The 25,164-nt window shown below is 54.6% G+C and carries 24 protein-coding genes; 9 read left to right on the plus strand and 15 right to left on the minus strand.

What is annotated here, in order from left to right; all coding sequences use genetic code 11:
• Positions 1-15 precede the first annotated feature (15 nt).
• The gene (gene pdxY / locus PW844_RS13830; RefSeq protein ID WP_299452583.1) at positions 16-876 is read left to right on the plus strand and encodes a pyridoxal kinase PdxY; all 861 of its coding nucleotides are present in this window, start codon (positions 16-18) and stop codon (positions 874-876) included.
• 48 nt (positions 877-924) lie between these two features.
• Here the strand turns inward: pdxY and gstA are convergent, their stop codons facing one another.
• Both gstA and PW844_RS13840 read right to left on the minus strand, forming a co-directional pair.
• Complete coding sequence (gstA, locus tag PW844_RS13835; RefSeq protein WP_299453177.1) at positions 925-1,530, minus strand: glutathione transferase GstA; 606 nt, start codon at positions 1,528-1,530, stop codon at positions 925-927.
• Positions 1,531-1,601: 71 nt separating this feature from the next.
• Complete coding sequence (locus PW844_RS13840; RefSeq protein ID WP_299453180.1) at positions 1,602-2,510, minus strand: LysR family transcriptional regulator; 909 nt, start codon at positions 2,508-2,510, stop codon at positions 1,602-1,604.
• Between the two features lie 91 nt (positions 2,511-2,601).
• Here PW844_RS13840 and PW844_RS13845 point away from each other — a divergent pair, with 91 nt between their 5' ends.
• Both PW844_RS13845 and PW844_RS13850 read left to right on the plus strand, forming a co-directional pair.
• Positions 2,602-3,228 (plus strand): glutathione S-transferase family protein, encoded by a 627-nt coding sequence (locus tag PW844_RS13845; RefSeq protein WP_299452585.1) that lies wholly within the window; start codon positions 2,602-2,604, stop codon positions 3,226-3,228.
• A complete protein-coding gene (locus PW844_RS13850) occupies positions 3,212-4,051 on the plus strand; it encodes a pyridoxamine 5'-phosphate oxidase family protein (RefSeq protein WP_299452587.1) in 840 nt (279 codons plus the stop codon). The genes PW844_RS13845 and PW844_RS13850 overlap by 17 nt, the downstream gene beginning before the upstream one ends.
• 57 nt (positions 4,052-4,108) lie before the next feature.
• Here the strand turns inward: PW844_RS13850 and dtpA are convergent, their stop codons facing one another.
• Together dtpA and betT are read right to left on the minus strand one after the other, a co-directional pair.
• Positions 4,109-5,614: a dipeptide/tripeptide permease DtpA gene (gene dtpA, locus PW844_RS13855; protein ID WP_208714849.1), complete on the minus strand. Its 1,506-nt coding sequence runs from the start codon at positions 5,612-5,614 to the stop codon at positions 4,109-4,111.
• A gap of 544 nt (positions 5,615-6,158) precedes the next feature.
• Complete coding sequence (gene betT / locus PW844_RS13860; RefSeq protein ID WP_299452592.1) at positions 6,159-8,174, minus strand: choline BCCT transporter BetT; 2,016 nt, start codon at positions 8,172-8,174, stop codon at positions 6,159-6,161.
• A gap of 161 nt (positions 8,175-8,335) precedes the next feature.
• On the opposite strand from betT, the gene betI reads away from it, so the two are divergent.
• The 5 genes from betI (at position 8,336) to PW844_RS13885 (ending at position 13,694) form a co-directional block, all read left to right on the plus strand.
• Positions 8,336-8,941, plus strand: coding sequence for a transcriptional regulator BetI (betI, locus tag PW844_RS13865; RefSeq protein ID WP_299453183.1), 606 nt, complete (start codon positions 8,336-8,338; stop codon positions 8,939-8,941).
• A 9-nt stretch (positions 8,942-8,950) separates the two neighbouring features.
• Positions 8,951-10,417 (plus strand): betaine-aldehyde dehydrogenase, encoded by a 1,467-nt coding sequence (gene betB / locus PW844_RS13870; RefSeq protein WP_299452594.1) that lies wholly within the window; start codon positions 8,951-8,953, stop codon positions 10,415-10,417.
• 42 nt (positions 10,418-10,459) lie between these two features.
• On the plus strand, positions 10,460-12,124 hold the full coding sequence (gene betA / locus PW844_RS13875) for a choline dehydrogenase (protein ID WP_299452597.1): 1,665 nt from the start codon (positions 10,460-10,462) through the stop codon (positions 12,122-12,124).
• 194 nt (positions 12,125-12,318) lie between these two features.
• On the plus strand, positions 12,319-12,873 hold the full coding sequence (locus PW844_RS13880) for a hypothetical protein (RefSeq protein WP_299452600.1): 555 nt from the start codon (positions 12,319-12,321) through the stop codon (positions 12,871-12,873).
• A gap of 131 nt (positions 12,874-13,004) precedes the next feature.
• Entirely contained in the window at positions 13,005-13,694 is a 690-nt protein-coding gene (locus tag PW844_RS13885; RefSeq protein ID WP_299452603.1) for a CTP synthase, read from the plus strand.
• A 45-nt stretch (positions 13,695-13,739) separates the two neighbouring features.
• On the opposite strand, the gene PW844_RS13890 is transcribed toward PW844_RS13885, so the two are convergent.
• The 11 genes from PW844_RS13890 to ydgT all read right to left on the minus strand — a co-directional run bounded on the left by PW844_RS13890 (position 13,740) and on the right by ydgT (position 23,523).
• Entirely contained in the window at positions 13,740-15,377 is a 1,638-nt protein-coding gene (locus PW844_RS13890) for a membrane-targeted effector domain-containing toxin (protein ID WP_299452605.1), read from the minus strand.
• Positions 15,378-15,426: 49 nt separating this feature from the next.
• Entirely contained in the window at positions 15,427-16,386 is a 960-nt protein-coding gene (locus tag PW844_RS13895) for a zinc-dependent alcohol dehydrogenase family protein (protein WP_299452608.1), read from the minus strand.
• An 8-nt stretch (positions 16,387-16,394) separates the two neighbouring features.
• Positions 16,395-17,027: an endonuclease III gene (gene nth / locus PW844_RS13900; RefSeq protein ID WP_299452610.1), complete on the minus strand. Its 633-nt coding sequence runs from the start codon at positions 17,025-17,027 to the stop codon at positions 16,395-16,397.
• Positions 17,024-17,725, minus strand: a complete 702-nt coding sequence (locus PW844_RS13905; RefSeq protein WP_084874389.1) for an electron transport complex subunit E — start codon at positions 17,723-17,725, stop codon at positions 17,024-17,026. Before PW844_RS13905 ends, nth begins: the two co-directional genes overlap by 4 nt.
• Positions 17,722-18,351 (minus strand): electron transport complex subunit RsxG, encoded by a 630-nt coding sequence (gene rsxG / locus PW844_RS13910; protein WP_299452613.1) that lies wholly within the window; start codon positions 18,349-18,351, stop codon positions 17,722-17,724. The genes PW844_RS13905 and rsxG overlap by 4 nt, the downstream gene beginning before the upstream one ends.
• A 3-nt stretch (positions 18,352-18,354) precedes the next feature.
• Entirely contained in the window at positions 18,355-19,413 is a 1,059-nt protein-coding gene (gene rsxD / locus PW844_RS13915) for an electron transport complex subunit RsxD (protein WP_299452615.1), read from the minus strand.
• Entirely contained in the window at positions 19,414-21,480 is a 2,067-nt protein-coding gene (gene rsxC, locus PW844_RS13920) for an electron transport complex subunit RsxC (RefSeq protein WP_299452618.1), read from the minus strand. It abuts the gene before it with no gap.
• Positions 21,473-22,051 (minus strand): electron transport complex subunit RsxB, encoded by a 579-nt coding sequence (gene rsxB, locus PW844_RS13925; RefSeq protein WP_208714868.1) that lies wholly within the window; start codon positions 22,049-22,051, stop codon positions 21,473-21,475. Before rsxB ends, rsxC begins: the two co-directional genes overlap by 8 nt.
• Positions 22,051-22,632: an electron transport complex subunit RsxA gene (gene rsxA / locus PW844_RS13930; protein ID WP_021185190.1), complete on the minus strand. Its 582-nt coding sequence runs from the start codon at positions 22,630-22,632 to the stop codon at positions 22,051-22,053. Before rsxA ends, rsxB begins: the two co-directional genes overlap by 1 nt.
• Positions 22,633-22,755: 123 nt before the next feature.
• Positions 22,756-23,199: a DUF2569 domain-containing protein gene (locus PW844_RS13935; RefSeq protein WP_299452625.1), complete on the minus strand. Its 444-nt coding sequence runs from the start codon at positions 23,197-23,199 to the stop codon at positions 22,756-22,758.
• A 108-nt stretch (positions 23,200-23,307) separates the two neighbouring features.
• A complete protein-coding gene (gene ydgT / locus PW844_RS13940) occupies positions 23,308-23,523 on the minus strand; it encodes a transcription modulator YdgT (RefSeq protein WP_041525780.1) in 216 nt (71 codons plus the stop codon).
• A 672-nt stretch (positions 23,524-24,195) separates the two neighbouring features.
• Here ydgT and ytfQ point away from each other — a divergent pair.
• Entirely contained in the window at positions 24,196-25,152 is a 957-nt protein-coding gene (gene ytfQ / locus PW844_RS13945) for a galactofuranose ABC transporter, galactofuranose-binding protein YtfQ (RefSeq protein WP_299452632.1), read from the plus strand.
• Positions 25,153-25,164: the final 12 nt, after the last annotated feature.

Here is a 25,164-nt window from a genome sequence, read left to right on the forward strand (position 1 = left end):
CAGTACAGGGCAACAATGAAAAATATTCTCGCAATCCAGTCACATGTTGTTTATGGCCACGCCGGAAACAGTGCGGCCGAGTTTCCCATGCGTCGGATGGGGGCCAATGTCTGGCCGCTGAATACCGTGCAATTCTCCAACCACACCCAGTATGGGCACTGGACCGGTACCGTGATGCCTGCCACCCATCTGACCGATATTGTGCAGGGCATTGCGGCGATTGACCGTTTGAAGACCTGTGATGCGGTGCTGAGTGGTTATCTGGGTTCCGCCGAGCAGGGTGAGCAGATCCTGGAGATTGTGCGCCAGGTGAAAGCGGCTAATCCGAACGCCTGGTATTTTTGCGATCCGGTGATGGGTCATCCGGAGAAAGGCTGTATTGTTGCGCCCGGTGTGGCGGAGTTTCATTGCAAAATGGCGCTACCGGCCAGTGATATTGTCGCGCCCAATCTGCTGGAGCTGGAAATGCTCAGTGGTCAGAGCATTGCCAATGTCGAACAGGCGGTGGTTGCTGCCCGTGCCTTGATTGCCCAGGGGCCGAGAGTAGTGCTGGTTAAGCATCTGGCACGCGCCGGACGCCGCAGCGATCGTTTCGAGATGCTGCTGGTGACCGCTGATGAGTGCTGGCATATCGACCGTCCGCTGGTGGATTTTGGTGTGCGTCAGCCGGTCGGCGTCGGCGATTTGACCAGCGGCCTGTTGCTGGTGGATCTGCTGCATGGCAAGTCACTGCGTGATGCGCTGGAACACGTTACCGCAGCGGTGTATGAAGTGATGCTGAAAACCCATGAAATGGGCGAGTACGAGTTACAACTGGTTGCCGCGCAGGATGCGATTGCACAACCGACACAGCACTTTGACGCCGTTAAAATCTAAAACACACGGATCAACTCGTAGCGGCGCGATTTATCGCGCCGCTACACATCAAACCAGACCTTCCGCTTTCAATGCGGCCTGCACTGCCGGACGCTCTGCGACGCGTGCAAACCAGCTGTTCAGCGCGGGCAGATCGCTCAAATCCAGTTGTACCGCCTGCGCCCAACGCGTCACCACGAACAGATAGGCATCGGCGACGGTAAAACGCAGTCCCATCAGCCATTGTTTATCCTGCAAGGCGTGATCGACGATTTCGAATTTTTTCTTCAGTTGCTCACGCACCAGCGTTTTGTATTCGGCAGGAGTATCTTTTCTGAACAGCGGGCTGAAGCCTTTATGCAGTTCGGTGCCGATAAAACTTAACCACTCCAGAGTGTGATAACGCGTCAGGCTGCCCGTCGGGGCCAGCAGATGGCGATCGGGTTTTTGTTCGGCCAGGTATTGCACAATCGCCGTGCCCTCAGTCAGCAGCGTGCCATCATCAAACAGCAAGGCGGGAACTTGTCCTTTCGGGTTTATCTGCCAGTAATCTTCTCCTCGCTCGGTACGTTTCTGTTGCAGGTCGACATTGACCTGCGTGAAGTCCAGCCCGCATTCGCGCATCACAATGTGTGGCGAAAGCGAACAGGCACCGGGCTTACAATAGAGTTTCATCATGGCTTCTCCAGGTTTTGTTGTGATCGTAACAGCATAAATCGGCATAAAAGTTTTGCCAGTGATACCGATCAGGATTCATCGCTGCGGCGATAATTATCTGCATTGAAACAGGCGAGTGTCGGCAGTTGCGCCAGCGCGAAATCCCAGAACTGGCGCACTTTAGGCGTCATGTTTTTCACCCGTTGCGTCACCAGTTGCACCGGCAAGGCAGCGGGTTCCCACTCGGGTAATAAATGGACCAGTGTGCCATGGCGCACATCGTCCAGCACCTGGTAGGAGAGCAAACGACCAATGCCCTGACCGTTACGCAACGCCAGCAGCTGGCTTTCGACTTCATTCACCCGCAGACGCGGTGTAATGCGCACGCGCACATCGCGGGCAAAGCGCCATTCCTTCGTCTGTCGCATCCCGGCGATCAGGGTGTGTTCGTTCAATGCAGAAGGGTGCAGCGGCGTGCCAGCGCGTTGCAGGTATTCCGGGCTGGCAATCAGCATACTCTGCACCTCACCGACACGGCGCGCCACCATCGAGGAATCCTGCAACTCACCGATACGCAGGGCGATATCCAGCGAGTTATCAATCAAATCCTGATAGCTGTCGCTTAACACCAGCTCCAGCTGAATTTCCGGATGCTGATCGAGAAAAGCGTTCACCAGCGGCATCACATGACGGCGGCCAAATTGAACCGGCGCGGTGACGCGCAGCAATCCCTGCAAGCCACTGTGGTGCGCACTGTCCATCGCTGCCTGATAGTTATCCAGTAGCTGGCGTGCCTGCTCAAACAACTGCCAGCCCGCTTCAGTAGGGGCCAGCTGGCGCGTAGTGCGCTCAATCAGCGTGGTGCCAAAGCGTTGCTCCAGCGCCGCCAGCGTGCGGGTAATCACCGGCGGGGAACGCTGTAAACGCCGTGCGGCGGCGGCCAGGCTGCCTTGCTGGATGACGGTTACGAACACTTCAAGCTCGTCAAATCTGTCCATCATTCTTCCTGTTTCGGTAACAGTCTCTTGTTATAACACGATCTTCCTTACTTAAATCACAAGAGTAAGCTAAGCAAAACAGGAGACCACCATGAAACTTTACAGCACCCCGTTATCCGGCCATGCCCATCGTGTCCGTCTGTTGCTCAACATGTTACAACTGGACTATCAATGCATCGAAGCCGCTGCCGCGCAGCGTCAGCAGGACGAATTTCGCCTGCTCAATCCGTGGCAGCAAATCCCGGTTCTGATCGATGGTGACGCGGTTGTCTATGACAGCAACGCCATTCTGGTGTACCTGGTGCGACGTTATGCCCCGGGCAGCCACTGGTTGCCCGAGGAGCCGCTGGCGGCTGCACAGGTGCAGTTGTGGTTAGGTAAAGCCGCAGGGGAAATTCGTTACGGTGTGGGTTCGGCGCGGCTGATTAAACAATTTCAGACTCCGGAAGATTACGCCTCGGCCCGCAGTGTCGCCGCGCGTTTTCTGCCGCAAATGGAACAACATCTGAGCCATGGGCGCTGGCTGGTGGGTGATCAGCCGACGATTGCTGATCTTTCCTGCTACGCTTACATCGCCTGTGCGCCCGAGGGAGGCATCTCCCTGCAACCCTGGCCCGCGATTCGCCAGTGGCTGGCTCAGGTCGAAGCTTTACCCGGCTTTGAGGCGTTGCCGTCACTGCCACTCCCTGCGGACGAAGATCATGTTTCATCCCGGTGAACAACAGGCACAGCAGCTGGCAGGTTTTCACCAGGTACGTGCTGCCATCTATGATCAGATGCCGCAGCAGCATCAGCTGTTTTATGCTCAGTTGCCTTATCTGTTGCTGGCGCAGCGTGACCAGCACGGCTGGCCGCTGGCCCATTTGCTGATGGCGGCACCGGGTTTTGTCCAGCCGCTGGATGAAAACCACCTGGCAATCCAGCGCAGTGCACTGCAACATGCGCCGCTGCTGTCATTACCGGAGGAGGGCGAGGCGCTGGCGATCCTTGGCATCGATTTTGCCACCCGTCGTCGTAATCGCGCGAATGGCGAGGTGGCGGCACTGGGTCCGGATCATCTGGTGATGCGGGTGCTCGAGAGCTTTGGTAACTGCCCGCAATATATCCATCAGTATCCCTGGCAAGTGCCTATGGCGGGGAAGATTGCGGTGACGCCGATAACCCAATTGAGTGGGGAAGATCAGCGTGTGCTGGCACGCAGCCAGACCTTTTTTATCGCCAGCGGCGAACCGGGCGGCAGTATGGACATTTCCCATCGTGGTGGTCCGGCAGGCTTTTTGCGCTGGCACGCGAGCGGGCAGTTGTCATTTGATGATTTTCCCGGCAACCGTTATATGAACACGCTGGGCAATCTGTTGCTGGATGCGCGCTGTGCGCTGCTGATTCCCGACTGGCAGCAAGGCACCGCGCTGCATTTACAGGGTGAAATGACCATCGACTGGGAAGCAGAAGATGGGGAGGGGAAAGCCTTCCGTCGTTTATGGTTTACCCCACATCATATGGTGCGACTCGGAGCCGGTGCCTGCTGGATCAGGCCATAAAAAAGCCGTCACCCGAGGGATGACGGCTTAATCGTTTTTCCGGAGTTGACCGACGGATTATGAGTTCGCGTTAGCGCGCTGCAATTCCGTCTGGGCATCATCCTGAGTCATGCGATTCAGCAGCGGGGCTGTGATCAGCATCAGGATAGCAATCACACCGGTGGCGATGCCGATCTGCTGGAACACATGGCTGTACACCGCCAGTGATGTGTGTGGATCGGTCACGTCATTCGGCACGGCCATCAGGTTAGCCACTTTACCGGCGATCATCGCTGCGCCTGCGGTGGTCAGGAACCAGGAACCCATAATGAAGCCCATCAGACGCTGCGGCACCAGCTGTGCCACCATCGCCAGACCCAGGCCAGAAATCATCAGCTCACCGACACTCTGCAGCGCATAGCTGATGATCAGCCAGTTCACTGACACGATACCGGCATCGTTAGCGAATTTGGCACCAAACGGCAGCACCAGGAAGGCGGCTGAACACAGCACCATACCAATGGCAAACTTGTGCGGCATTGGCAGTTTATCGCCCATCTTGTTGTACACCGCAGCCAGAATCGGGCTGGCAAGCATGATCCAGAATGGATTCAGTGCCTGGAACTGTTCCGGTTCGAAGGTAATGCCGAGAATGGCATGCTCAACGTTACGAATCGCGAAGAAGTTCAGCGAGGTCGGCATCTGCATATACAGCACGAAGAACACAATGGCTTCGACCATCAGCAGGAAGGCGACGATCATTTTGCGGCGTGCCGCACCCTGCAAGGCAAAGGCTTCTTTGGCAAACACCAGCACGATACCAATGGCGATCGCGCCCAGCGCCATACGCGCAATGCTCTGATGATGCAGCAGCCAGGTTGCCAGTGCCACCAGTGCCACGACGCCAACCAGCGTCATCAGCAGTTTGTTAATTTGCAGCGGCGCGAAGTCCGGTTTTGAGCCGTAGCTTTTGACCAGACGCTGACAGAACAGGAAGTTAAGCAGGGTGATCACCAGACCCACCACAGACAGGGAGAAAGCCGCACCCCAGCCGTATTTCGCTGCCAGCCATGGCGTCAGCATCATCGAGAACAGCGAACCGATGTTGATCGACATGTAAAACATGGTGAATGCGCCATCGATGCGCGGATCGTCTTTCTCGTAGCAGGTTGACAGCAGCGAAGACGGGTTGGCTTTAAACAGGCCGCTACCTACCGCAATGGTCGCCATACCGACGTACACCATGGTGGTGTCATGACCAGAAAACGCGACAAACGCGTAACCCAGCGCCAGTACCATCACGCCCAATACGATCACGCGTTTGGTACCCAGTACTTTATCACCCAGCCAGCCGCCAATCGCGACCAGGCCGTAAACCAGGGCGCTGAACGAGGTGAACAGGGTGATGGAGTCTGCTTCAGACATCCCCAGCTGTTTCACCAGGTAAACCGCCATAATGGCCTGCAGGCCGTAGTAACCAAAACGTTCCCACAGTTCGATCGAGAAGATCAGATAGAACGCTTTCGGTTGCTTGAACGCGTTGAGGCTGACTGCCTCATCAGTGTGTTTGTTTGCAGTTGACACGAGTACCTCAGTTTATACATAGCCTGTTTTTTGACAGGAATTAAGTCTGCGTCAGGCTGGGTAAATCCTGCGCAACATTGTTATTAGAAAGGAAAAACGGCGCCTAATTTGGCTGAATCAGACCAGCAGGGCAAGTACTTTTTACACGCTGAAATACCTGCTAAGGGTAGGGTTAAAGCAATAATAAAAAGTTGTTAATTAGTGTTAAATCCCGAGCAAAATCATTATATCAGGATAATCGGTTGGTTTGCAGATCCTGGGGATCATTTTCATGATATAAACTGCGATTATTCCTATTTTTAGCACATATCACTGTTGTATAAAACATAAACAAAAAATTAGTCTGCATATGTATGATTATTGAGCACAATAGATTGATTATTGAGCGCAAAAAGCCACCTAAAGGAGCCAGAACGCTAATTTGTTGATCCTGCGCACAAAAATACCAATTAATTAAACACGAAAAAGAAGAAAACGTTTGCGGCGGTGAATTAAAGCGCATAAAAAGTCGCCATGACGGCGACTTGCATACAGAACGACAGGATCAACGGACTAAATGCAGATACTGCAAATGGCGCTCATAGTGATCGAGGATGTCATTGATAATCTGGTCTTCGCTGTAACCTACCAGGTCATACTCCTGGCTGCCTTCCCACAGATGCACCTCAGCACGGTAATAGCGGCTGGCGGCGTTATTGACATGCTTGCCTGCACGCATAAAGGTGGGGGTGGCATAGCCAATCATTTGCACGCCATAGTGGAATGGCGCTTCATCACCATGCGCCACGCGTATGCCCAGCGTGAAATCCTGCGGTGACAGATCGCTTTCCACTTCCAGCCCTTTTTCCTGCAAAACCGCCGAGACCTTACCCAGTGCCGGACGGACGGTATCATCCATAAAGCGATACACGGTGTCGCGTGAGGGGTAGCTGATGGCACGGTTGAGACGGCGACGCCAGCTGCTGGTGTGGCCGGGGCGATAACGATCGTTAATCATCGGCGCGGCAATGGCGACGGAGCGGCTACGGTCACGCTGTTTTTCATGATGAAGCGCGCGATACATTGCCACCACATACAACACCAGCACCAGCGAAAACGGCAGGGCGCTTAGCACTACGGCGGTTTGCAGCGCGGTGTAATCACCGGCGAACAGCAGTGACAGGGTTAAGATGCAAACCGCAGCGGCCCAGAAAATACGCAGCCAGTTGGGGGCATCTTCCCCGCTGTTGTCGCCCATGCAGGAGAGGTTAGCCACCACCAGTGCGCCGGAATCGGCTGAGGTAACAAAGAAGATGAAACAGATGGCCACCGCCAGCACAATCACCGGTGTCGCCAGCGGGTAGGTCGCCAGCATGTGGTACACCGCCTGAGCGGGATCGCTGAGCGCCACATTACCGAGAGTTTTCATCCCCTGTTGGAACAGCAACAGCGCGCTGTTACCGAACACGGAGAGCCAGGCGAGGGTAAACCCCATCGGGATCAGCAATACGCCAATCACAAACTCACGCAGGGTGCGCCCACGCGAAATACGGGCGATAAACATGCCAACGAACGGTGACCAGGCAATCCACCACGCCCAGTAAAACACTGTCCAGCTGCCGAGCCAGTCATCTTTACTGCTGCCACTGTAGGCATAAAGATCAAAGGTTTTACGCGGCAGGCTGGTGAAGTAGTCACCAAAGTTTTGCACCAGCGTATTCAGCAGATGCCCGGTGGGTCCGGCAAACAGCACAAAGCCAAACATCAGCAGTGCCAGCAGCATATTGGCTTCCGACAGACGACGAATACCTTTATCCACCCCGCTCACGGCGGAAAGTGTCGCCGCTCCCATTACGATGATGATCAACACCACCTGCATAGTGTGTGACTGGGCGATACCGGTCAGCCAGCTGATGCCAGAGTTAATCTGCATCACACCAATCCCAAGGCTGGTGGCGAGACCAAACAGGGTACCGACGATGCCGAAGATATCCACCGCATGACCAATCGGGCCATTGATGCGGTCACCGATCAGTGGATAAAACGCCGAACGCAATGCCAGCGGCAGATTGTGGCGATAGGCGAAATAAGCCAGCGCCATCGCCACCAGGGTGTAAATCCCCCAGCCATGCAGACCCCAGTGCATCATGGTCAGCACCATGCCATCACGCGCGGCATCGGCTGAACCGGCGACGCCCTGTGGTGGTTGCAGCAGGTGGTCAAGCGGCTCAGATGCGCCGAAAAAGAGCAACTCGGAACCGATGCCGGCGGAAAATAGCATCGCTGCCCAGGTGCCGTAGCTGAAGTCCGGTCGTGCGTGATCCGGCCCCAGCTTGATGTCGCCATAACGCGACAGGGCGATAAACAGCACAAAGCCAAGATAAAACGCCACGACCAGCATGTAATACCAGCCAAAGGTGGCAGAGGCCCAGCTCTGCGCCCGTCCCAGCGTGGCGCTGGCCTGCTCTGGAAACAGCAGCACCACCGATGAAAACAGCACGATAATCAGTGCGGCACCCCAGAATACCGCGTTATTGAGTCTGACCGGCTGATTGTCGAGCCGGTCCTGCATCCCCAGCATGTCTCTTCCTCAAAATTGCGATGAAGCTTCCATGCAAAAAATCCCTGTCAGTGACGCGGGTTTGTTACCCGGTTGTTAGAAAGTGTAGTTTTTATTGATTGAACGTTCAATATAAAAAGACTACACTTCTTCACATTCAATAGATAAAACCGATGAACACCATGCCAAAAGTGGGAATGAAAGCCATTCGCCAGGCGCAATTGATTCAGGCGACCTTAACGGTAATTGACCGGGTGGGGCTGGCAGATGCCAGCATCGCGGTGATTGCCAAAGAAGCCGGGGTATCGACCGGCATCGTCAGCCATTACTTTGGCGACAAAAACGGTCTGCTTGACGCCTGTATGCGCCAAATCCTTGCCGATCTTTATCTGGCGGTAGAACGGCAGCGACGGCTGGCGGCAGACACGCCAGAAGCGCAGATCCGCGCCATCATCGATGGCAACTTCGATTTGTCGCAGGTGGAAGGGCCTGTGCTCACCACCTGGCTGGTGTTCTGGACCAACAGCCTGCATCACGACAATTTGCAACGTTTGCAGCGTATTAACGACAAACGACTGTGGTCGAATATTACCGCGCAGTTTGCCCGGGTGATGCCGCACGAGCAGGCGAGGGCCGCAGGAAGCAGCCTGGCGGCATTAATTGATGGACTGTGGCTACGCATGACGCTGGCACCGCAGCCGATGGAGCAGGGCCTGACACATGCCCGTCAGCTCTGTTATCAGAATCTTACCCTGTGGCTGGCCGCCGCAGGGGCAACCCTATCCTGAGGAGGACGCATGGCTGATATCCCGCGCCGTGGCTTATATATCAATGGTCAGGAGTGCCCTGGTAACGGGCCGCTGTTTACCAGCATCAACCCGGCGAACGGCCGGGTGCTGGCGGAAATCACCGCGGCAAGTGGCGAGGATGTGGATCGTGCCGTCGCCACTGCGCGCGAGGGGCAGCGTATCTGGCGCGGTTACACCCCGGTGGAGCGCAGCCGGGTGCTGCTGAAAGCGGTGGCGTTACTGCGTGAGCGCAATCAGGTGCTGGCCGAGCTGGAAACCGCAGATACCGGCAAGCCAATCAGCGAAACGGCGGCGGTGGACATCGTCACCGGTGCCGACGTGCTCGAATATTATGCGGGCCTCGCCCCGGCGTTACAGGGCGAGCAGATCCCCCTGCGCGAAACCGCACTGGTCTACACCCGGCGCGAGCCGCTCGGCGTTTGTGCCGGTATTGGCGCATGGAATTACCCGATTCAGATCGCGCTGTGGAAAAGCGCTCCGGCGTTGGCGGCGGGTAACGCGATGGTGTTTAAACCGAGCGAGGTCACGCCGCTCAGCGCGCTGGAACTGGCGAAAATCTACAGCGAAGCCGGGCTGCCGGATGGGGTGTTTAACGTGGTGCAGGGCGCGGGCGAAGTGGGCCAGGCGCTGAGTCAGCATCCGCGTATCGACAAAGTCTCCTTTACCGGGGAAGTGAATACCGGGAAGCGAGTGATGGCAGATGCCGCGCTGGCAAATCTGAAAGAAGTCACGATGGAGCTGGGGGGCAAATCTCCATTAATCGTGTTTGACGATGCCGACCTCGATCGTGCCGTGGATGGCGCGCTGATGGCGAATTTCTACAGCAGCGGCCAGGTATGCACCAACGGCACCCGCGTGTTTGTGCAGCGCAGTTTGCAGGCCGCGTTTGAGCAGCGTCTGCTGGAGAAAATGCAGGGCATCCGCATGGGCGATCCCACGGACGCTACAGTGAATTTTGGTCCGCTCGTGAGCGAGCAGCACTGTCGCAAGGTGGAAAGCTATCTGCGCTTAGGTAAAGAGCAGGGCGCTCGTTTGCTGACCGGGGGCCATCGCGTGGTTGATGGCCCGCTGGCGCGCGGCTGTTACATCGAACCGACGGTGTTCAGTGATTGTCGCGATGATATGCGCATCGTGCGGGAAGAAATCTTCGGCCCGGTAATGAGCATTCTTACTTTTGACGACGAAGATGAAGTGATTGCCCGCGCCAACCACACCGAGCTGGGGCTGGCCGCCGGGATTTTTACCCGCGACCTGAACCGCGCCCATCGCGTGATTCATCAGCTGGAAGCGGGTATTTGCTGGATTAACAGCTGGGGGGAATCCCCTGCTCCGATGCCGGTTGGCGGGTATAAGCAATCGGGGCTCGGCCGTGAAAACGGCATTACCACGCTGCAACACTACACACGCACCAAATCGGTGTTGATTGAACTGGGTGACTACCCAAGCGCATTTTGAGTTGTGACCGGCGGTGCGCCGCCGGTGTTATCTGGAGGTTGAATGCAGAAATTTGATTACATCATTATTGGCGCAGGTTCCGCTGGCAACGTGCTGGCAACCCGTTTAACCGAGGATGCTGACGTATCGGTACTGTTACTGGAAGCAGGCGGACGCGATCACCGCTGGGACTTTCGTACCCAAATGCCAGCCGCTTTGGCTTATCCGTTACAGGGTAAGCGTTATAACTGGGCTTTTGAGACAGACCCGGAACCCAACATGAATAACCGCCGCATGGAATGTGGCCGTGGTAAAGGGCTGGGGGGATCGTCGTTGATCAACGGCATGTGTTATATCCGGGGCAATGCGCTTGACTATGACAACTGGGCGAAGAAGCCGGGGCTGGAGAATTGGTCCTATGCCGATTGCCTGCCTTACTTCCGCAAGGCGGAAAAGCGTGACATCGGGGCGAATGATTATCATGGGGGCGAGGGTTATCTCAGCGTCACCACCGCCAAAGCGGGTAACAATCGCCTGTACCGTGCCTTTATCGATGCGGCTAAACAGGCCGGACACCATGAAACCGACGATCTCAATGGCTATCGTCAGGATGGTTTCGGCCCGATGGATCGCACCGTCACGGCGCAGGGACGTCGTTCCAGTACCGCACGAGGTTATCTGGATGTGGCGAAGCAGCGCCCGAATTTAACCATCATCACCCATGCACAAACCGATCATATTGTGTTCGATGGCAAAACCGCGACCGGGGTGCGCTGGCAGGTGAAAGGCCAGCCGCACGAAGCCCAGGCGCAGCGCGAAGTGTTGTTATGTGCGGGTGCTATCGCTTCACCGCAGATTTTACAGCGTTCCGGCGTGGGTCCAACAGAGTGGCTGAGCGAGCTGGATATTGATGTGGTGCACGCGCTACCGGGCGTGGGACGTAATTTGCAGGATCACCTCGAAATTTATATGCAGTACCGCTGTAAGCAGCCTATCAGCCTCTATCCGGCGTTACAGTGGTGGAATCAACCGGCAATCGGAGCCGAATGGCTGCTGAAAGGCACCGGGGTAGGAGCCAGCAATCAGTTTGAAGCGGGAGGCTTCATTCGCAGCGACGACCAGCCGGACTGGCCGGATCTGCAATATCATTTCCTGCCGGTGGCCATTAACTACAACGGCAGCAGCCCGGTGAAGGAGCACGGCTTCCAGGCGCACGTCGGACCGATGCGTTCCATGAGTCGCGGCCGGGTGAAACTGACCTCGAAACACCCTTATGCTGCGCCATCAATCTTCTTTAACTACATGTCAGAAGATCGTGACTGGCAGGAATTCCGTGCTGCGGTACGGCTGACTCGCGAAATCATGCGCCAGCCAGCGCTGGCGGCATATTGCGGTGCCGAAATTCAGCCTGGCCTGGAAGTACAAAGTGATGAGCAGATCGATGCCTTTATCCGTTCGCATGCCGAAACCGCCTACCATCCCTGTGGCAGCTGTGCCATGGGGTACGGCGAAATGGATGTGGTGGATAACGTGGGGCGCGTGCATGGTATGCAACAGCTGCGCGTGGTTGACGCTTCGATTATGCCGCAAATCACCACCGGGAATCTGAATGCCCCGACGGTGATGATGGCGGAAAAAATCGCTGATGCGATCCGTGGGCGCACGCCGCTAGCGCGTTCGGCTGCGGATTATTACGTACTGGAACGTGATGAGGCAGCAGTGTCCTGATTTATCGACCCATCTGCACTGCATTTCGCAACCTAAAAATACCCGCTGCCCGGCTGGCGGCGGGCTAAACACAGGCAAATTTCAGGTTTTACTCATGTCCCGTTAATACCTCTTTCCTCCTGTTCTGCTACTGTCATGGGGAGTAAATTCACCGTTATAAAAAATAAATGTGATGTCATCCTGGAGGAATAACGATGGATGTGATTCGTGATATTTTCTTACCAACGTATCAGTTTATTACCGATGGAGTCAGTCGAGGTCTTTCCTCATTGGTCAACGCTTTACATTTTGTCAGAAATAACCCTGAAGCGCTGCCGGTGGCAAATCAACCAGACGAAGAGGGACCGTCATTATTGGCGCAGCTGAATGTTGAGGTGCCACCGACGCTAAAGATACAGCTTATTCAGGCTGAGATTGCGGTTCATTCCTATCTTTTTCAGGTGCCAGAGTTAATGAGGGAGGAAAATTATCCTGATATAGATCTATTTTTAGCGGTTGTCATTATTCAATATGAAAGTTTAAAGAATCTTCTCAATGATATTAATACGCTTCCTGATACACCTGAGAACCAGGATGCCTACGCGGAGCGAGCGAGGGAAATAATGGCGAACCTTTTCGCACAGAATGAAGGTTTTATTCAATTTCTTGCCGCTAACGAAGGTATTGATGATGCAGGTGAGGATAGACGACGCCATGTGCTTGCCCGGGAAATAGTCTGGTCATTGAGGTTTATTGCTAATTCTGTCTAAGCAACAGACGTAATGTTAAGCGTGATCAGGTAACTTCACCTTCCCGGTCGTGGTCGCGGCCAGACATCACTTTTCATCGACAAATCAGGAACATTACTGTAACCTCCTTTTTTCCCCGAAAGGACGTTACCATGACGCAGTCAGTTCGTGTCGCCCTTGTTGGCGATTACCGTGCCAGTGCCGTCGCGCACCAGGCCATTCCTCCCGCCGTTCAGCTTGCCGCACAACACCTTAACCTCAACGTCACCGCCGACTGGATCGCAACTCCCGAGATCAATATACCTGCCTTCGCCGACTACGATGCGATCTGGGTCGTACCGGGCAGTCCATATCAAAACGACGCCGGTGTGTTTGCTACCATTCAGTGGGCGCGTGAAAACGGCAAACCTTTCCTCGGTTCCTGTGGTGGCTTCCAGTATGCGGTCATTGAGTATGCCCGTAATGTGCTGGGCTGGGACGATGCTGCCCATGCGGAAACGGATAAAGAGGGGCGCTGGGTGATTGCTCCCCTCAGCTGTTCACTGGTGGAGCAACGCGGTGAAGTGACCTTTAAACCAGGTTCGCGTATTGCCCGGGCTTACGATGCATTGCAAAGTGATGAGGGTTATCACTGCAATTTTGGTGTTAACCCGGAGTTCAGCCAGGCGCTGGAAACGCAGCATCTGCAAATCACCTCATGGGATCTTGAGGGGGATGTCCGTGGTATTGAACTGAACGATCATCCGTTCTTTATTGCCACGTTGTTCCAGTCAGAACGCGCAGCGCTGCAAAACCGTCTGTCACCGCTGGTGGTGGCGTGGTTGCAGGCAGCAATGGGTTAATTTCTGGCGGCGCGATGTCTGATATATCGCGCCGCATTTGCATCATTACGGGTTGTATATCAGATTCATACCCATGGTTGTTTTCAGATCGTTTACCAAATCCTGAATAAACGTGTAGCGCTTATTATTAATTTCTCGCCATTCGGGTTTGGTAATAAACCACGCTCCGTCTAACTCTTTGTTAAGGGGCGTATTTATCACAGAACCCTCTCGCGAACGATGCTTCAACATCAATCGTTCAGTATCGATAGTAAAGAATCCAGTCTTCAGTCTTTTTTCTATTTCATCTGTTTTACTTACGGTGTTATAGCCTTTTTTATCGGGAGTTGTCAGTACGAAATCTGACTTGATAAAATTATATTCCATAGCTGGACCATCCGAGGACGCCGAGAGTAATATTTCGCCATTATCCGGCTTGATGACGGATGTTTTACAGCGTGTCTCTTTGACTCTGATTCCAATTCCTGCGGTCAGCTCAGCAAGGCCGGGTATATTTTCGAAAGTATTGGCATGCTGGTTGCCAACTAAAGCTATCCATTTGCCAGGTTCCTTTTGGTGGTGATGAATAACACCCTGGGCATAATAATTCATCATGCTAATTCTGCAGTTTTTAACAGAACTCTTTTTTTCAACATGATAACTTGCCACCGCATCAATCGCCACCACCTTGATGCCATTGACGTTTGCTGTTTCGATTAACGACAGGAAATTATATTTGTTCTCAATGTTAAAACCCCAATTCAGATGTTCAAGATATCGTCTCAGTTCGGGAGGTATCTGTTTAATTTTAGGAGAAAAACAGCGATCGAGGTCGTTCTGATGTTGGTCTGAAAGTAGGTGCTCCATATACAACGTCTTAACACCATGACGCTTTAAAAATGACATGTTTTTAATCAGAAACTTTTTACTCCCGACATCACCATGAAATTCCCCCAGAACTATACCATCAGATTTTTGGTATATTTTTTTTATCCAGCTATGCGGTGAGTCATTTATGGCCAGCTTTGGTATTTCCGGTCTTGTTTGTGTGGCGACGATGCCGGTGAGATGAGTCTCCGCATTTTTTAACAAATGATCTCTGGCCGCAAAGAATGCCATCTTCACCTTGTGTTCTGATTCGTCACTCGCAGAGTATTCACTGCTAAGTCCTCGTTTTTCATCCATTAATTTACTGATTATTTCCCGGTTCTGTTCAGGGACTTCGTAATCAGCCTGGTTAAATTGATGCATCTTCGCTGGGGCAGAAGAGGTTGTTGGCTCCGCAATAATAGTGGGTAGTGGGGTAAGTCTGGCGCTGGGGCTAATACATTGCGGCTCTTTACGCCGGGTGGAACTCATTAATTGGGTGGGTAAAATTTGCCGGGGGCTAACAGGGCTGTGCTGTGAGGGACGCACCAGGCTGATGCGGGCGGTGGGGGTAGGTCTCGTCGACATGTGTGGCGACAGAGAACTAATGGCCGTGGGGCGTGTTGCTGCGCGGCTCAAACCAGCAGAATTTTCCCGACGCAGCAGGGGGTTATCCATTCTGGCAGAGAACGACCGCGGACTGGAAGATGAGGGCTGTAGCTGAAGATTGGTCAGACTTCTCGCGGCTGTGACGAGCAACGGTCGCTGAATCGAAGGGGGTAATGGTGAGGATGCTGGTGTGACTGAGCGTAAAAGCGCAATACGATTGTTTTCCATAAAAGAGATCCTTTCTTTTTATCAGGAAGCACAAACTAAGTGTCTGACGTCAGAGCTGCATTTGCAGTAGCGGTTTTCTCTCACGACCAGACTGGTAATAAAAGGCGATCGCATTCTGCCATTGTTCAAGCGGAAAAACTGTGACCTCCCCGTATTCACTCACACGCAACAGTGACCAGATTTCGACAAACAATTGCTGCCAGGCCTGCGCTGACAGCGCATCAAGATAATGTCGCACATGAAACCAGTGTAAAGCGGGCAGGGAGGTATTGACGCGCACCGGCTGACCGGTCAGCACGCCATAGGCGATGAAATGCGCCTCAGCAGGCAATGTCTGCCAGATCAACTGACCCAACGTCCCACCGACTGCGTCAAATACCAAATCGGTTCCTGCTGCCAGCTGGCGGATCTCATCCTGACTATCCTGCTGCACCGCGTGGATACCCAACCGTTGCAAGGTGTGCGCATGTTGAGGTGCGCGATAAATAACGGTGACACGACGCGCCCCACGTTTATGTGCCCACTGTGCCAGCAGCTGTGCACAGGTCGAACCTCCGGCAGTCAGCAGAATATTTTTTCCGGCAGGGGACCAGTGTTGCAACATTAGTAACGCCGCCAGCGGATTGATATAGGCGCGAGCGGCAAGCGGGCTATCAATATCATCCGGTACCGGTACGGCAAGGGTGGGATCGATATCGACATAGCATTGCCAGGTGCCAGGGCCACGCAGCGGCAATACCCGTTTCCCGAGCAGATGTTGCCAGGCGGCAGGGGCGGCGATCACCGTACCGACGCCTTCATAACCGGCCACCCGGGGCGGCGTTACCCGATGACGATAGGCACCCGTAATGGGGATGAGATCGGAGGCGTTAACCGGAGCAAACTGCATCTGAACGCGCAGTAACGTGCTTGCCGTTGGTGGCGCGAGGGGATGATTTTCGCAGGCGAGAACATCAAGGGGATTGCCAAACTGCCGAAAAGTTAACGCGACATTTTCAGCCGTGGTCATGGCATCCCTTACTCAGTTTTGGCGTCGAATTCGCAGAGATCTTCAATTAAGCAGGAGCCGCAACGCGGTTTACGTGCCACACAGGTGTAGCGACCGTGCAGGATCAGCCAGTGGTGGCAATCGACTTTAAAAGCCTTCGGTACCACTTTTAGCAGCTTTTCTTCCACTTCTTCGACGTTTTTGCCTGGGGCAAACCGCGTGCGGTTGCTGACGCGGAAAATATGGGTATCGACGGCGATAGTTGGCCAGCCAAAGGCGGTATTCAGTACCACATTGGCGGTTTTACGTCCGACACCGGGTAACGCTTCCAGCGCGGCCCGATCTTCCGGTACGGCACCGCCGTGTTGTTCCAGCAGGATACGGCAGGTCTTGATGACGTTTTCCGCTTTGCTGTTAAACAGGCCGATGGTTTTGATGTACTCTTTAACGCCATCCACCCCCAGCGCCAGGATGGTGGCGGGGGTGTTTGCCACCGGATAAAGTTTAGCGGTGGCTTTATTGACGCTGACATCGGTAGCCTGCGCCGACAACAGCACCGCAATCAACAACTCGAACGGTGAAGTGAAGTTCAGTTCGGTGGTGGGATGGGGATTTTCATCGCGCAGGCGCGTCAGAATTTGTACGCGTTTGTCCTGATTCACACTGCTTTCTCCGCCTGGCCCTGAGGTTCAGCCACAGGTGCCGTCGCGCGATTGGCTGCACGTTGCTTCATTTTCTGGTCGATAAGATATTTGGCCGCCAGCAGCATGCCGAGGCCGATAAATGCGCCCGGTGGCAGCATTGCCAACAGCATCGGCGAATCAAAATGCACCACTTCAATACGCAGCACTTTGGCCCAGGGACCAAGCAGCTGGTCGGCACCGTTGAACAGCGTACCGCTGCCGATGATTTCGCGAATCGAGCCGAGCGTCACCATCGCGCAGGTGGCTCCCATGCCAATAGCAAACCCATCCAGCGCCGAAAGGGGAATACTGCTTTTCGACGCAACAGCCTCCGCGCGACCAACCACGATGCAGTTAGTCACAATCAACGGGATAAAGATGCCGAGGGATTGGTACAGACCGTGGGCGTAAGCGTTGATCAGCATCTGCACGCAGCTCACCACCGAGGCGATGATCATCACATAAATCGGGATACGGATATCGGCCGGCACCCAGCGACGTGAGGCGGAAATGGCGCTGTTGGTAATGGTCAGCACCAGCGTAGTAGCCAGGCCCAGACCGAGGGCATTGGTGGCAGTAGATGTCACCGCCAGCAGCGGGCAGAGTCCGAGCAGCTGGACCAGCGCGGAGTTATTTTTCCACAGACCGCCGATCAGTAAGTTTTTCGCTTCACTCATTTTGCCTCTCCACAATCGGGCAGCGATGACAGTTTCGCTGGCAGGGTTTCAATCAGTAACGCAGTTCGTTTGGTGGCATTGACCACCGCGCGCGGGGTGATGGTGGCACCGGTAAACTGATCAAACTCACCGCCATCTTTTTTCACCGCAAAATTCTTGTCATCGGCACCGTGGACTACTTTGCCGTTAAAACTATTGATCCAGTCAGAGACGCGCAGCTCGATTTTATCACCCAGTCCCGGCGTCTCATGGTGTTCAATCACACGCACGCCCAACACTTTACCGTGAAAATCGGCACCGACCAGCATCTCAATCGCACCAGAATAGCCATCTGGCGCGGTGGTCTCAAGCGCGGCAGCCACCGGCGTGTTGCCTTTACGCGCCAGGTAAAGATGATGCGGCTTGCCGTTCCCGAGGGCCGGATCGGTGACAACATAGCATTCCTGCTGAATATGGTTGTCGTACATATCGGTCGGCACCACCTGATCCAGCAGATTTTTCTGTTGCAGCGCGGTCTGGTGATCCACCGTCGGCTTGGTAACAAAGTTCACAATCGCAGTGATACCGGTGGTGATGACCGCGAAAATTGCCAGCGTCAGCGCATTCTTACGAATAGTTTCGAACATCGGTTAATCCTTACGATGGCCGTAAACGCGCGGCTGGGTGTAGTAATCGATCAACGGCACACAGATGTTGGCCAGCAATACCGCAAAAGCAACGCCATCGGGATAACCGCCAAAGCTGCGAATCAGCCAGACCAGCAAACCAATTAATGCACCGTAGATCAGGCGTCCGCGGTTGGTGGTGGAGGCGGTCACCGGATCGGTGGCGATAAAAAATGCGCCCAGCATGGTTGCACCAGAGAACAAGTGAATCAGCGGTGAGTTCAGCGATTCCGGGGAGAATAACCAACCCAGGGTGGCGCAGAATGCCAGCGACAGCAGAAAGCTGACCGGGATATGCCAGCGGATGGCGTTTTTTGCCAGCAACAACAGGCCGCCGAGCAGATAACCCAGATTGACCCACTGCCAGCCCAATCCAGCCAGCACGCCGTGATAAATCGGCTCTGCCAGCAGCTGTTCGGCGCTGTGTCCGGCGCGCAGACCGGTTTTAAAGGTGTCGAGCGGCGTGGCCTGGCTGATGCCATCCGCACCGAGTTGCAACTGTTGCATGGTTTCACCGGCCAGCGTGTGATGGGTGAAAACCATACTGAGGGAATCAAGCAGACCCGGTTTAATGGTTTGCAGCGCATCCGGCGGCATCCAACTGGTCATCTGCACCGGGAAGGAGATCAGCAGCACCACATAACCGACCATCGCCGGGTTAAACGGATTCTGCCCAAGGCCACCATACAATTGTTTGGCGATCACGATGGCAAACACCGTACCGATCACCACCAGCCACCAGGGGGCCAGCGGCGGCAAGCTGATACCCAGCAGCAGGGCGGTCAGCAATGCCGAGTTATCGGCCAGCGTCGGCACTACCGGGGTTTTGCGTAAACGCAGAATCGCGCCTTCAGTTGCCCATGCGGTGATAATCGCCAGCGCCACCTGAATCAGAAAGCCAACACCAAAAAAATACCATTGTGCCGCCATGCCTGGCAGCGCAGCCAACACCACCAGCAGCATGATATTGCCAGTGCTGCGGCGGTTATGGGTATAAGGGGAACTTGCGATACGAAAAGCCATTTAATCCTCAAACGTCGAAGGCTGCTGCTGCGCGAGTTTGCGCGCTTTGGCACGGGCGACCGCCGCGGCAATTGCCGCTTTGCGTGGGTCGGCGGAGTCAGGAGACGCAGCGGCCTCCGTTTCCGGGGAATCAACAGCGGCAGAGGCGTCAGCCTGTTGCGCAGCGGCAGCGGCTTTCTTTGCCTTAGCGCGGGCAATGGCGGCTTCTACTGCGGCTTTGCGTGGATCAACCGGCTCTGCGGCAGGTGCTTCAACAGGGGCAATCGCTGGCTGCGCCGCAGCGGCTTTCTTCGCCTTAGCACGGGCGATGGCGGCCTCTACGGCGGCTTTACGGGGATCAACCTGTTCAGCGGGTGTCTCGCTCACGGGCTCCGGCGGAGCAGCGGCAGCTTTTTTCGCTTTGGCGCGTGCAATCGCCGCTTCCACCGCGGCTTTGCGCGGATCGCCAGCCTGACGGCTCAGTGCCTGAGTTTCGGCCTGGGTTTCCGCCTGACGAGCCAGCGCCTGAGCATGGCGCGCTTCGCTTTCTGCGGCGGCCTGTTCAGGCGTAATGGTCTGACGTGCTTTGACGCGCGCGACAGCAGCATCCAGTTCACCCTGATCGCTACGTGCAACACGCTGTTTTGCCTGTTCATGGCGTGCTTCACGCGCCAGTTTTTCCCGTTCCAGACGTGACTGGCGTGCTTCAAAGCGCGCTTTGGCTTCGGCAGTACGTTTCGCTTCCAGGTCGATGGCGCGCAGTTCAGCCTTCTCCTGGCGATAATATTGCACCAGCGGAATATTGCTCGGACAGACATAAGCACAGGCACCGCATTCGATGCAGTCATCAATATGATGCGCGCGTGCTTTGTCATGATCGCCGCCCTGGCTATACCAGTACAACTGCTGTGGCAACAGTTTTGCCGGGCAGGCATCGGCGCAGGCGCTGCAGCGGATGCAAGATTGCTCATCCTGATCGCTGCCCATCTCGTCAGCCGAGGGAGCCAGAATGCAGTTGGTAATTTTCACCACCGGCACATCCAGCGACGGCAGGGTAAAGCCCATCAGTGGGCCGCCCATAATCACCATCTGGCGCGCGCCTGGGGTAAACCCGGCATGATGCAGCAGGTGGCTAACCGGGGTACCAAGACGACCCCAGACATTACGTGGCTGGGCGATCGCTTCGCCAGTCACCGTCACCACGCGTTCGGTAATCGGTTCGCCGTTGATGATGGCGCGTTTCACCGCCCAGGCGGTGCCGACGTTTTGCATCAGTACGCCGATATCGGTAGAGCGGCCGCCATGCGGCACTTCCAGCCCGGTGAGAATTTTGGTTAGCTGTTTGGCACCGCCGGACGGGTATTTAGTGGGGATCACCCGCAGTTGCATATCGCGTTCACCGCCCAGTGCCTGTTTCAGCGCCGCGATGGCTTCCGGCTTGTTATCTTCCACGCCGATCAGCACCCGCTCGGCCTGTAACAGCCAGGCCAGGATACGGCAGCCTTCCAGCACTTCCGCTGCGCAATCCTGCATCAGGCGGTCATCAGCGGTGATATAGGGTTCGCACTCGGCAGCGTTAATAATCAGCGTTTTCACGCCACGCAGACCACCGCGCAATTTGGTCGCTGTCGGGAAACCCGCACCGCCGAGCCCGGCAATCCCGGCATCAAAAATGCGTTTCACCACCTCTTCGCGTGGCAGGGAACGGTAATCAGGCTGTGGGTCGAGCGCAGTCCAGCGATCTTCACCATCGGCAGTGAGAAAGATACACAGCTCAGACAGGCCAGACGGGTGCGCAGTCATATGCGGCGCAATAGCTTCAATGGTGCCGGAAGTCGGCGCATGGACGGGCAGCATACGTCCGCTGCCAAAGGTCAGCGGTTGACCGCGCAGTACACGATCGCCAGGTGCGACACAGATCTCGCCCTCATGGCCGATATGCTGCTTTAGCGGAATGATAAAACGTTCAGGCAGCGGTAACTGACTGAGCGGCGTACCGTTTGACTGTGTTTTCATTTCAGGCGGATGGATGCCGCCCTGAAAATCCCACAGCTTCTCTTTGCGGAACAGGTTGAGCAAATTAAGCATGACTTTCTACCGGGATCACCCGTACAGGAATGGTTTCGAGATCCCACTTCCAGTTGGCCGTGGTGGTGGCAACCGGGCGCATCTCAATGCAATCAGTTGGACAAGGGGCAACGCAAAGGTCGCAACCGGTGCAGACATCGCTCAGCACGGTGTGCATCGCACGGGTGGCACCGACAATCGCATCTACCGGGCAAGCCTGAATGCATTTGGTGCAGCCAATACAGTTGGCTTCATCAATCCAGGCAACGGTACGCACCGGGGCCAGTACCTCTTCACCGCCGTCCAGTGGTTGTGGCTCGACGTTAAGCAGCGCAGCCAGTTTCAGCATGGTCTGTTCGCCACCGGGCGCGCATTTGTTGATAGCTTCGCCGTTGTTACCGACGGCATCCGCATACGGACGGCATCCAGGGTAGCCGCACTGGCCGCACTGACTTTGCGGCAGAATGGCATCAATCTGTTCAACAATCGGGTCTTCTTCGACCTCGAAACGACGCGCGGCGTAACCGAGCAGAGCGCCAAATACCAGGCTCAGGGCACTTAATACGGCAATAGCTATCCAAATCGCGGTCATCAGAATTTCACCAGACCGCTAAAGCCCATAAACGCCAGCGCCATCAGGCCAGCGGTAATCAGGGCGATGGAGTTACCTTTAAACGGGGTGGGCACATTGGCCAGCACCAGGCGTTCGCGAATACCGGCAAACAGCACCATCACCAGCGAGAAGCCGAGTGAGGCGCTGAAGCCATACAGTGCAGCCTGCAAAAAGGTGTGGTTCAGGTTGACGCTCAGCAATGGCACGCCCAGCACCGCACAGTTGGTGGTGATCAGCGGCAGGAAGATACCGAGCAGACGATAGAGGGACGGGCTGGTTTTACGCACCACCATTTCGGTGAACTGCACCACGACGGCGATCACCAGGATATAGGCCATGGTACGCAGATAAACCAGATCGAGCGGAACCAGAATCAGATGGTTAACCAGCCAGGCACAAATGGAGGCCAGCGTGATCACGAAGGTGGTGGCAAGTCCCATGCCGATGGCCGTTTCCAGTTTTTTTGACACACCCATGAACGGGCAAAGTCCAAGGAACTTTACCAATACGAAGTTGTTCACCAGCACGGTGCCAATAAAGAGCAGTAAATAATCGGTCATGACGAAACCTGGGAAGCCGAAAGGCGTCTATTATCCGGAATTGAGAGCTGCATCTCAACCCAGGCGGCGTTTACAGTGGGGTTGAGAGCACTCAGAATTAAATTCCTGACGAAACTTGCGCCATTACGGCTGGATAAACGTTTGTTTCACACGTTTAGAACGCTTGAAATAGGGTACAAATACTGCCGCTGCCAGCAGCGACAGCAGTAAAGTCTGGATTGCTTTACTATCGGATACCGGCGTGAAAGCGAAGGTTTTTACTGCCAGCAACACCGTCATCAGCAGCCAGAGAATGTAGTGACGCGGCAAACGCTGTGAGCGTTTACAGAAAATCCAGCAAACCCAGATGCTGTAAGCCCACACCAGCCCGGCAGTCAGCAGTGAAACCGACCATTGCGTCAGCAGGATGCCGCCGTGCGAGAATAATGTGGTGCGCAGTTCAGGGTTGAATAACGGGCTGAGATACATCGCCACCACCAGTGCGCTGGTGAGCATGGTCATAATCAGCCACGCCAACGGAAATAATAACCAGCCAGCAATACGTGGTGGATTCACCTGTTCAGTCATCGAAAAAGTCCAGTTACCGGGATTAGGGCCGTAAGCGTATCATGTCCAAACGGGGCACGCCCGACCTGGACAAAGCAATAGTAACGGAAAGCAGGAAGTTGAAACGTATTAAACCACGTAGCGCCAGACAGATTTAGGCACGCGGCCCAGATCAAACAGACGGCCACCGGAAGCCAGTTCGGCGCGACGGTGATCGGCAGCACGATACATATTGATGATTTCGTTATCATCAGTCAGTGAATAGTTAAGATGGTCGTAGAGTTTTTCCAGACTCTCAAGATTATTCACTTTACGGAATTTCAGCAGGTAATCGAGCGCAGTCATGATTGCCATTAAAAAATAAAGAACAGGGAAGCGCCAAGTATAGGGAGCACGGTGCCAGAGTCCATACACCAATCATAAAAAAATGCAAAAATCAGACAAAGTAAGCCATTCCGCGCACCAAAAGACACTTTTTTACCGTTTACACAATTAAATGCGCCTCGTTATGGTGCAATTAAACCCAATATACGTTGGTTATTCAGGCGATGGAGTAAAGCCATCCTTCAGAATGGCAGAAAATAGTCAGCGTTATTATTTGCGTTTTATAACGCTATTTCCTGCCAGCCACTCAACTGAATTTGCGGATTATTATCGACCGGACGATAAATTTATGTACACAGATTGAAACCATACATCTCGAACTGTGCGGGCAGTCACAAAACGATCAATTCCTTTCCCCCAGGCAGCATAACCATTATTTACGCGGTGTCTGTAATCGTTTCCAGCATAATGCAGCATAAGCGATTCTCTTTATTACATTTATTTAACGGCATTGACGAAAAACACCAGGCGTTTTGTCCATAACTCCAACCAGGATTTTGCCTGTTATCTCATCGTAACCCCTTTAATTCACTCTATTTTGTGAAGCAGGTCGCTCTCAGCGACGCACTTTTACGCCAGGCTTAAACCGCGTTTGTACCCCCTACAGCACACTCCCTTCAGAGGAATGAAATTATGTGGAAACGTTTACTCTTGTCTGCCATGGTGAGCGCCGCCATCAGCGCCCCGGTTCTGGCTGCTGATATGACAGTAGGATTCTCACAGGTTGGTTCGGAATCCGGCTGGCGCTCAGCGGAAACTAACGTGGCAAAAAGTGAAGCGCAAAAGCGTGGCATCACGCTGAAGATCGCTGATGGTCAGCAGAAACAGGAGAATCAAATCAAAGCGGTGCGTTCGTTCATCGCTCAGGGTGTGGATGCCATCTTTATCGCGCCGGTGGTGCAAACTGGCTGGGAACCCGTTCTTGAAGAAGCCAAAGATGCCAAAATTCCGGTCTTCCTGCTCGACCGTGCCATCGTCGTGAATGACAAGTCACTGTATGAGTCAGTAGTGACCGCGGATAACGTGCTGGAAGGTAAATTGATCGGCGACTGGCTGGTGAAAACCATCGGCAGCAAGCAGTGTAACGTGGTGGAATTGCAGGGTACGGTGGGTGCCAGTGTGGCCATTGATCGTAAGAAAGGCTTTGCTGAAGCGATCGCCGGACACCCCAACATCAAGATCATCCGTTCGCAGTCCGGTGACTTTACCCGCAGTAAAGGTAAAGAGGTGATGGAGAGCTTTATCAAGGCTGAGAACAACGGCAAAAACATCTGCATGGTGTTCGCACACAACGACGATATGGCTATCGGTGCTATTCAGGCCATTAAAGAAGCGGGCCTGAAACCGGGCAAAGATATCCTGACAGGCTCAATTGACGGCGTACCGGATATCTACAAAGCGATGCTGGCCGGTGAAGCCAACGCAAACGTCGAGCTGACGCCAAACATGGCAGGCCCGGCCTTCGATGCGCTGGAAAAACTGAAAAAAGACGGCACCCAGCCGCCGAAAATCATTCGCACCGAGTCAAGACTCTTCCTGCCTGCTGATGCTCAGGCGCAACTCGATAAGAAAAAAGGCATGGGTTACTGATCCCCGCACCGC

The organism is Pantoea sp. (assembly GCF_028283705.1).
GTDB lineage: Bacteria > Pseudomonadota > Gammaproteobacteria > Enterobacterales > Enterobacteriaceae > Pantoea.

What these genes read in the sequence shown, in the direction of transcription:
- rsxA (WP_021185190.1), bottom strand. Translation starts at nt 22,632, where the DNA reads ATGACCGATTATTTACTGCTCTTTATTGGCACCGTGCTGGTGAACAAC.
- PW844_RS13895 (WP_299452608.1), bottom strand. Translation starts at nt 16,386, where the DNA reads ATGACCACGGCTGAAAATGTCGCGTTAACTTTTCGGCAGTTTGGCAAT.
- pdxY (WP_299452583.1), top strand. Translation starts at nt 16, where the DNA reads ATGAAAAATATTCTCGCAATCCAGTCACATGTTGTTTATGGCCACGCC.
- PW844_RS13890 (WP_299452605.1), bottom strand. Translation starts at nt 15,377, where the DNA reads ATGGAAAACAATCGTATTGCGCTTTTACGCTCAGTCACACCAGCATCC.
- PW844_RS13845 (WP_299452585.1), top strand. Translation starts at nt 2,602, where the DNA reads ATGAAACTTTACAGCACCCCGTTATCCGGCCATGCCCATCGTGTCCGT.
- PW844_RS13935 (WP_299452625.1), bottom strand. Translation starts at nt 23,199, where the DNA reads ATGACTGAACAGGTGAATCCACCACGTATTGCTGGCTGGTTATTATTT.
- rsxG (WP_299452613.1), bottom strand. Translation starts at nt 18,351, where the DNA reads ATGTTCGAAACTATTCGTAAGAATGCGCTGACGCTGGCAATTTTCGCG.
- betB (WP_299452594.1), top strand. Translation starts at nt 8,951, where the DNA reads ATGGCTGATATCCCGCGCCGTGGCTTATATATCAATGGTCAGGAGTGC.
- PW844_RS13840 (WP_299453180.1), bottom strand. Translation starts at nt 2,510, where the DNA reads ATGGACAGATTTGACGAGCTTGAAGTGTTCGTAACCGTCATCCAGCAA.
- rsxD (WP_299452615.1), bottom strand. Translation starts at nt 19,413, where the DNA reads ATGGCTTTTCGTATCGCAAGTTCCCCTTATACCCATAACCGCCGCAGC.
- PW844_RS13850 (WP_299452587.1), top strand. Translation starts at nt 3,212, where the DNA reads ATGTTTCATCCCGGTGAACAACAGGCACAGCAGCTGGCAGGTTTTCAC.
- PW844_RS13885 (WP_299452603.1), top strand. Translation starts at nt 13,005, where the DNA reads ATGACGCAGTCAGTTCGTGTCGCCCTTGTTGGCGATTACCGTGCCAGT.
- rsxB (WP_208714868.1), bottom strand. Translation starts at nt 22,051, where the DNA reads ATGACCGCGATTTGGATAGCTATTGCCGTATTAAGTGCCCTGAGCCTG.
- PW844_RS13880 (WP_299452600.1), top strand. Translation starts at nt 12,319, where the DNA reads ATGGATGTGATTCGTGATATTTTCTTACCAACGTATCAGTTTATTACC.
- ydgT (WP_041525780.1), bottom strand. Translation starts at nt 23,523, where the DNA reads ATGACTGCGCTCGATTACCTGCTGAAATTCCGTAAAGTGAATAATCTT.
- PW844_RS13905 (WP_084874389.1), bottom strand. Translation starts at nt 17,725, where the DNA reads ATGAGTGAAGCGAAAAACTTACTGATCGGCGGTCTGTGGAAAAATAAC.
- rsxC (WP_299452618.1), bottom strand. Translation starts at nt 21,480, where the DNA reads ATGCTTAATTTGCTCAACCTGTTCCGCAAAGAGAAGCTGTGGGATTTT.
- gstA (WP_299453177.1), bottom strand. Translation starts at nt 1,530, where the DNA reads ATGAAACTCTATTGTAAGCCCGGTGCCTGTTCGCTTTCGCCACACATT.
- betI (WP_299453183.1), top strand. Translation starts at nt 8,336, where the DNA reads ATGCCAAAAGTGGGAATGAAAGCCATTCGCCAGGCGCAATTGATTCAG.
- betA (WP_299452597.1), top strand. Translation starts at nt 10,460, where the DNA reads ATGCAGAAATTTGATTACATCATTATTGGCGCAGGTTCCGCTGGCAAC.
- betT (WP_299452592.1), bottom strand. Translation starts at nt 8,174, where the DNA reads ATGCTGGGGATGCAGGACCGGCTCGACAATCAGCCGGTCAGACTCAAT.
- ytfQ (WP_299452632.1), top strand. Translation starts at nt 24,196, where the DNA reads ATGTGGAAACGTTTACTCTTGTCTGCCATGGTGAGCGCCGCCATCAGC.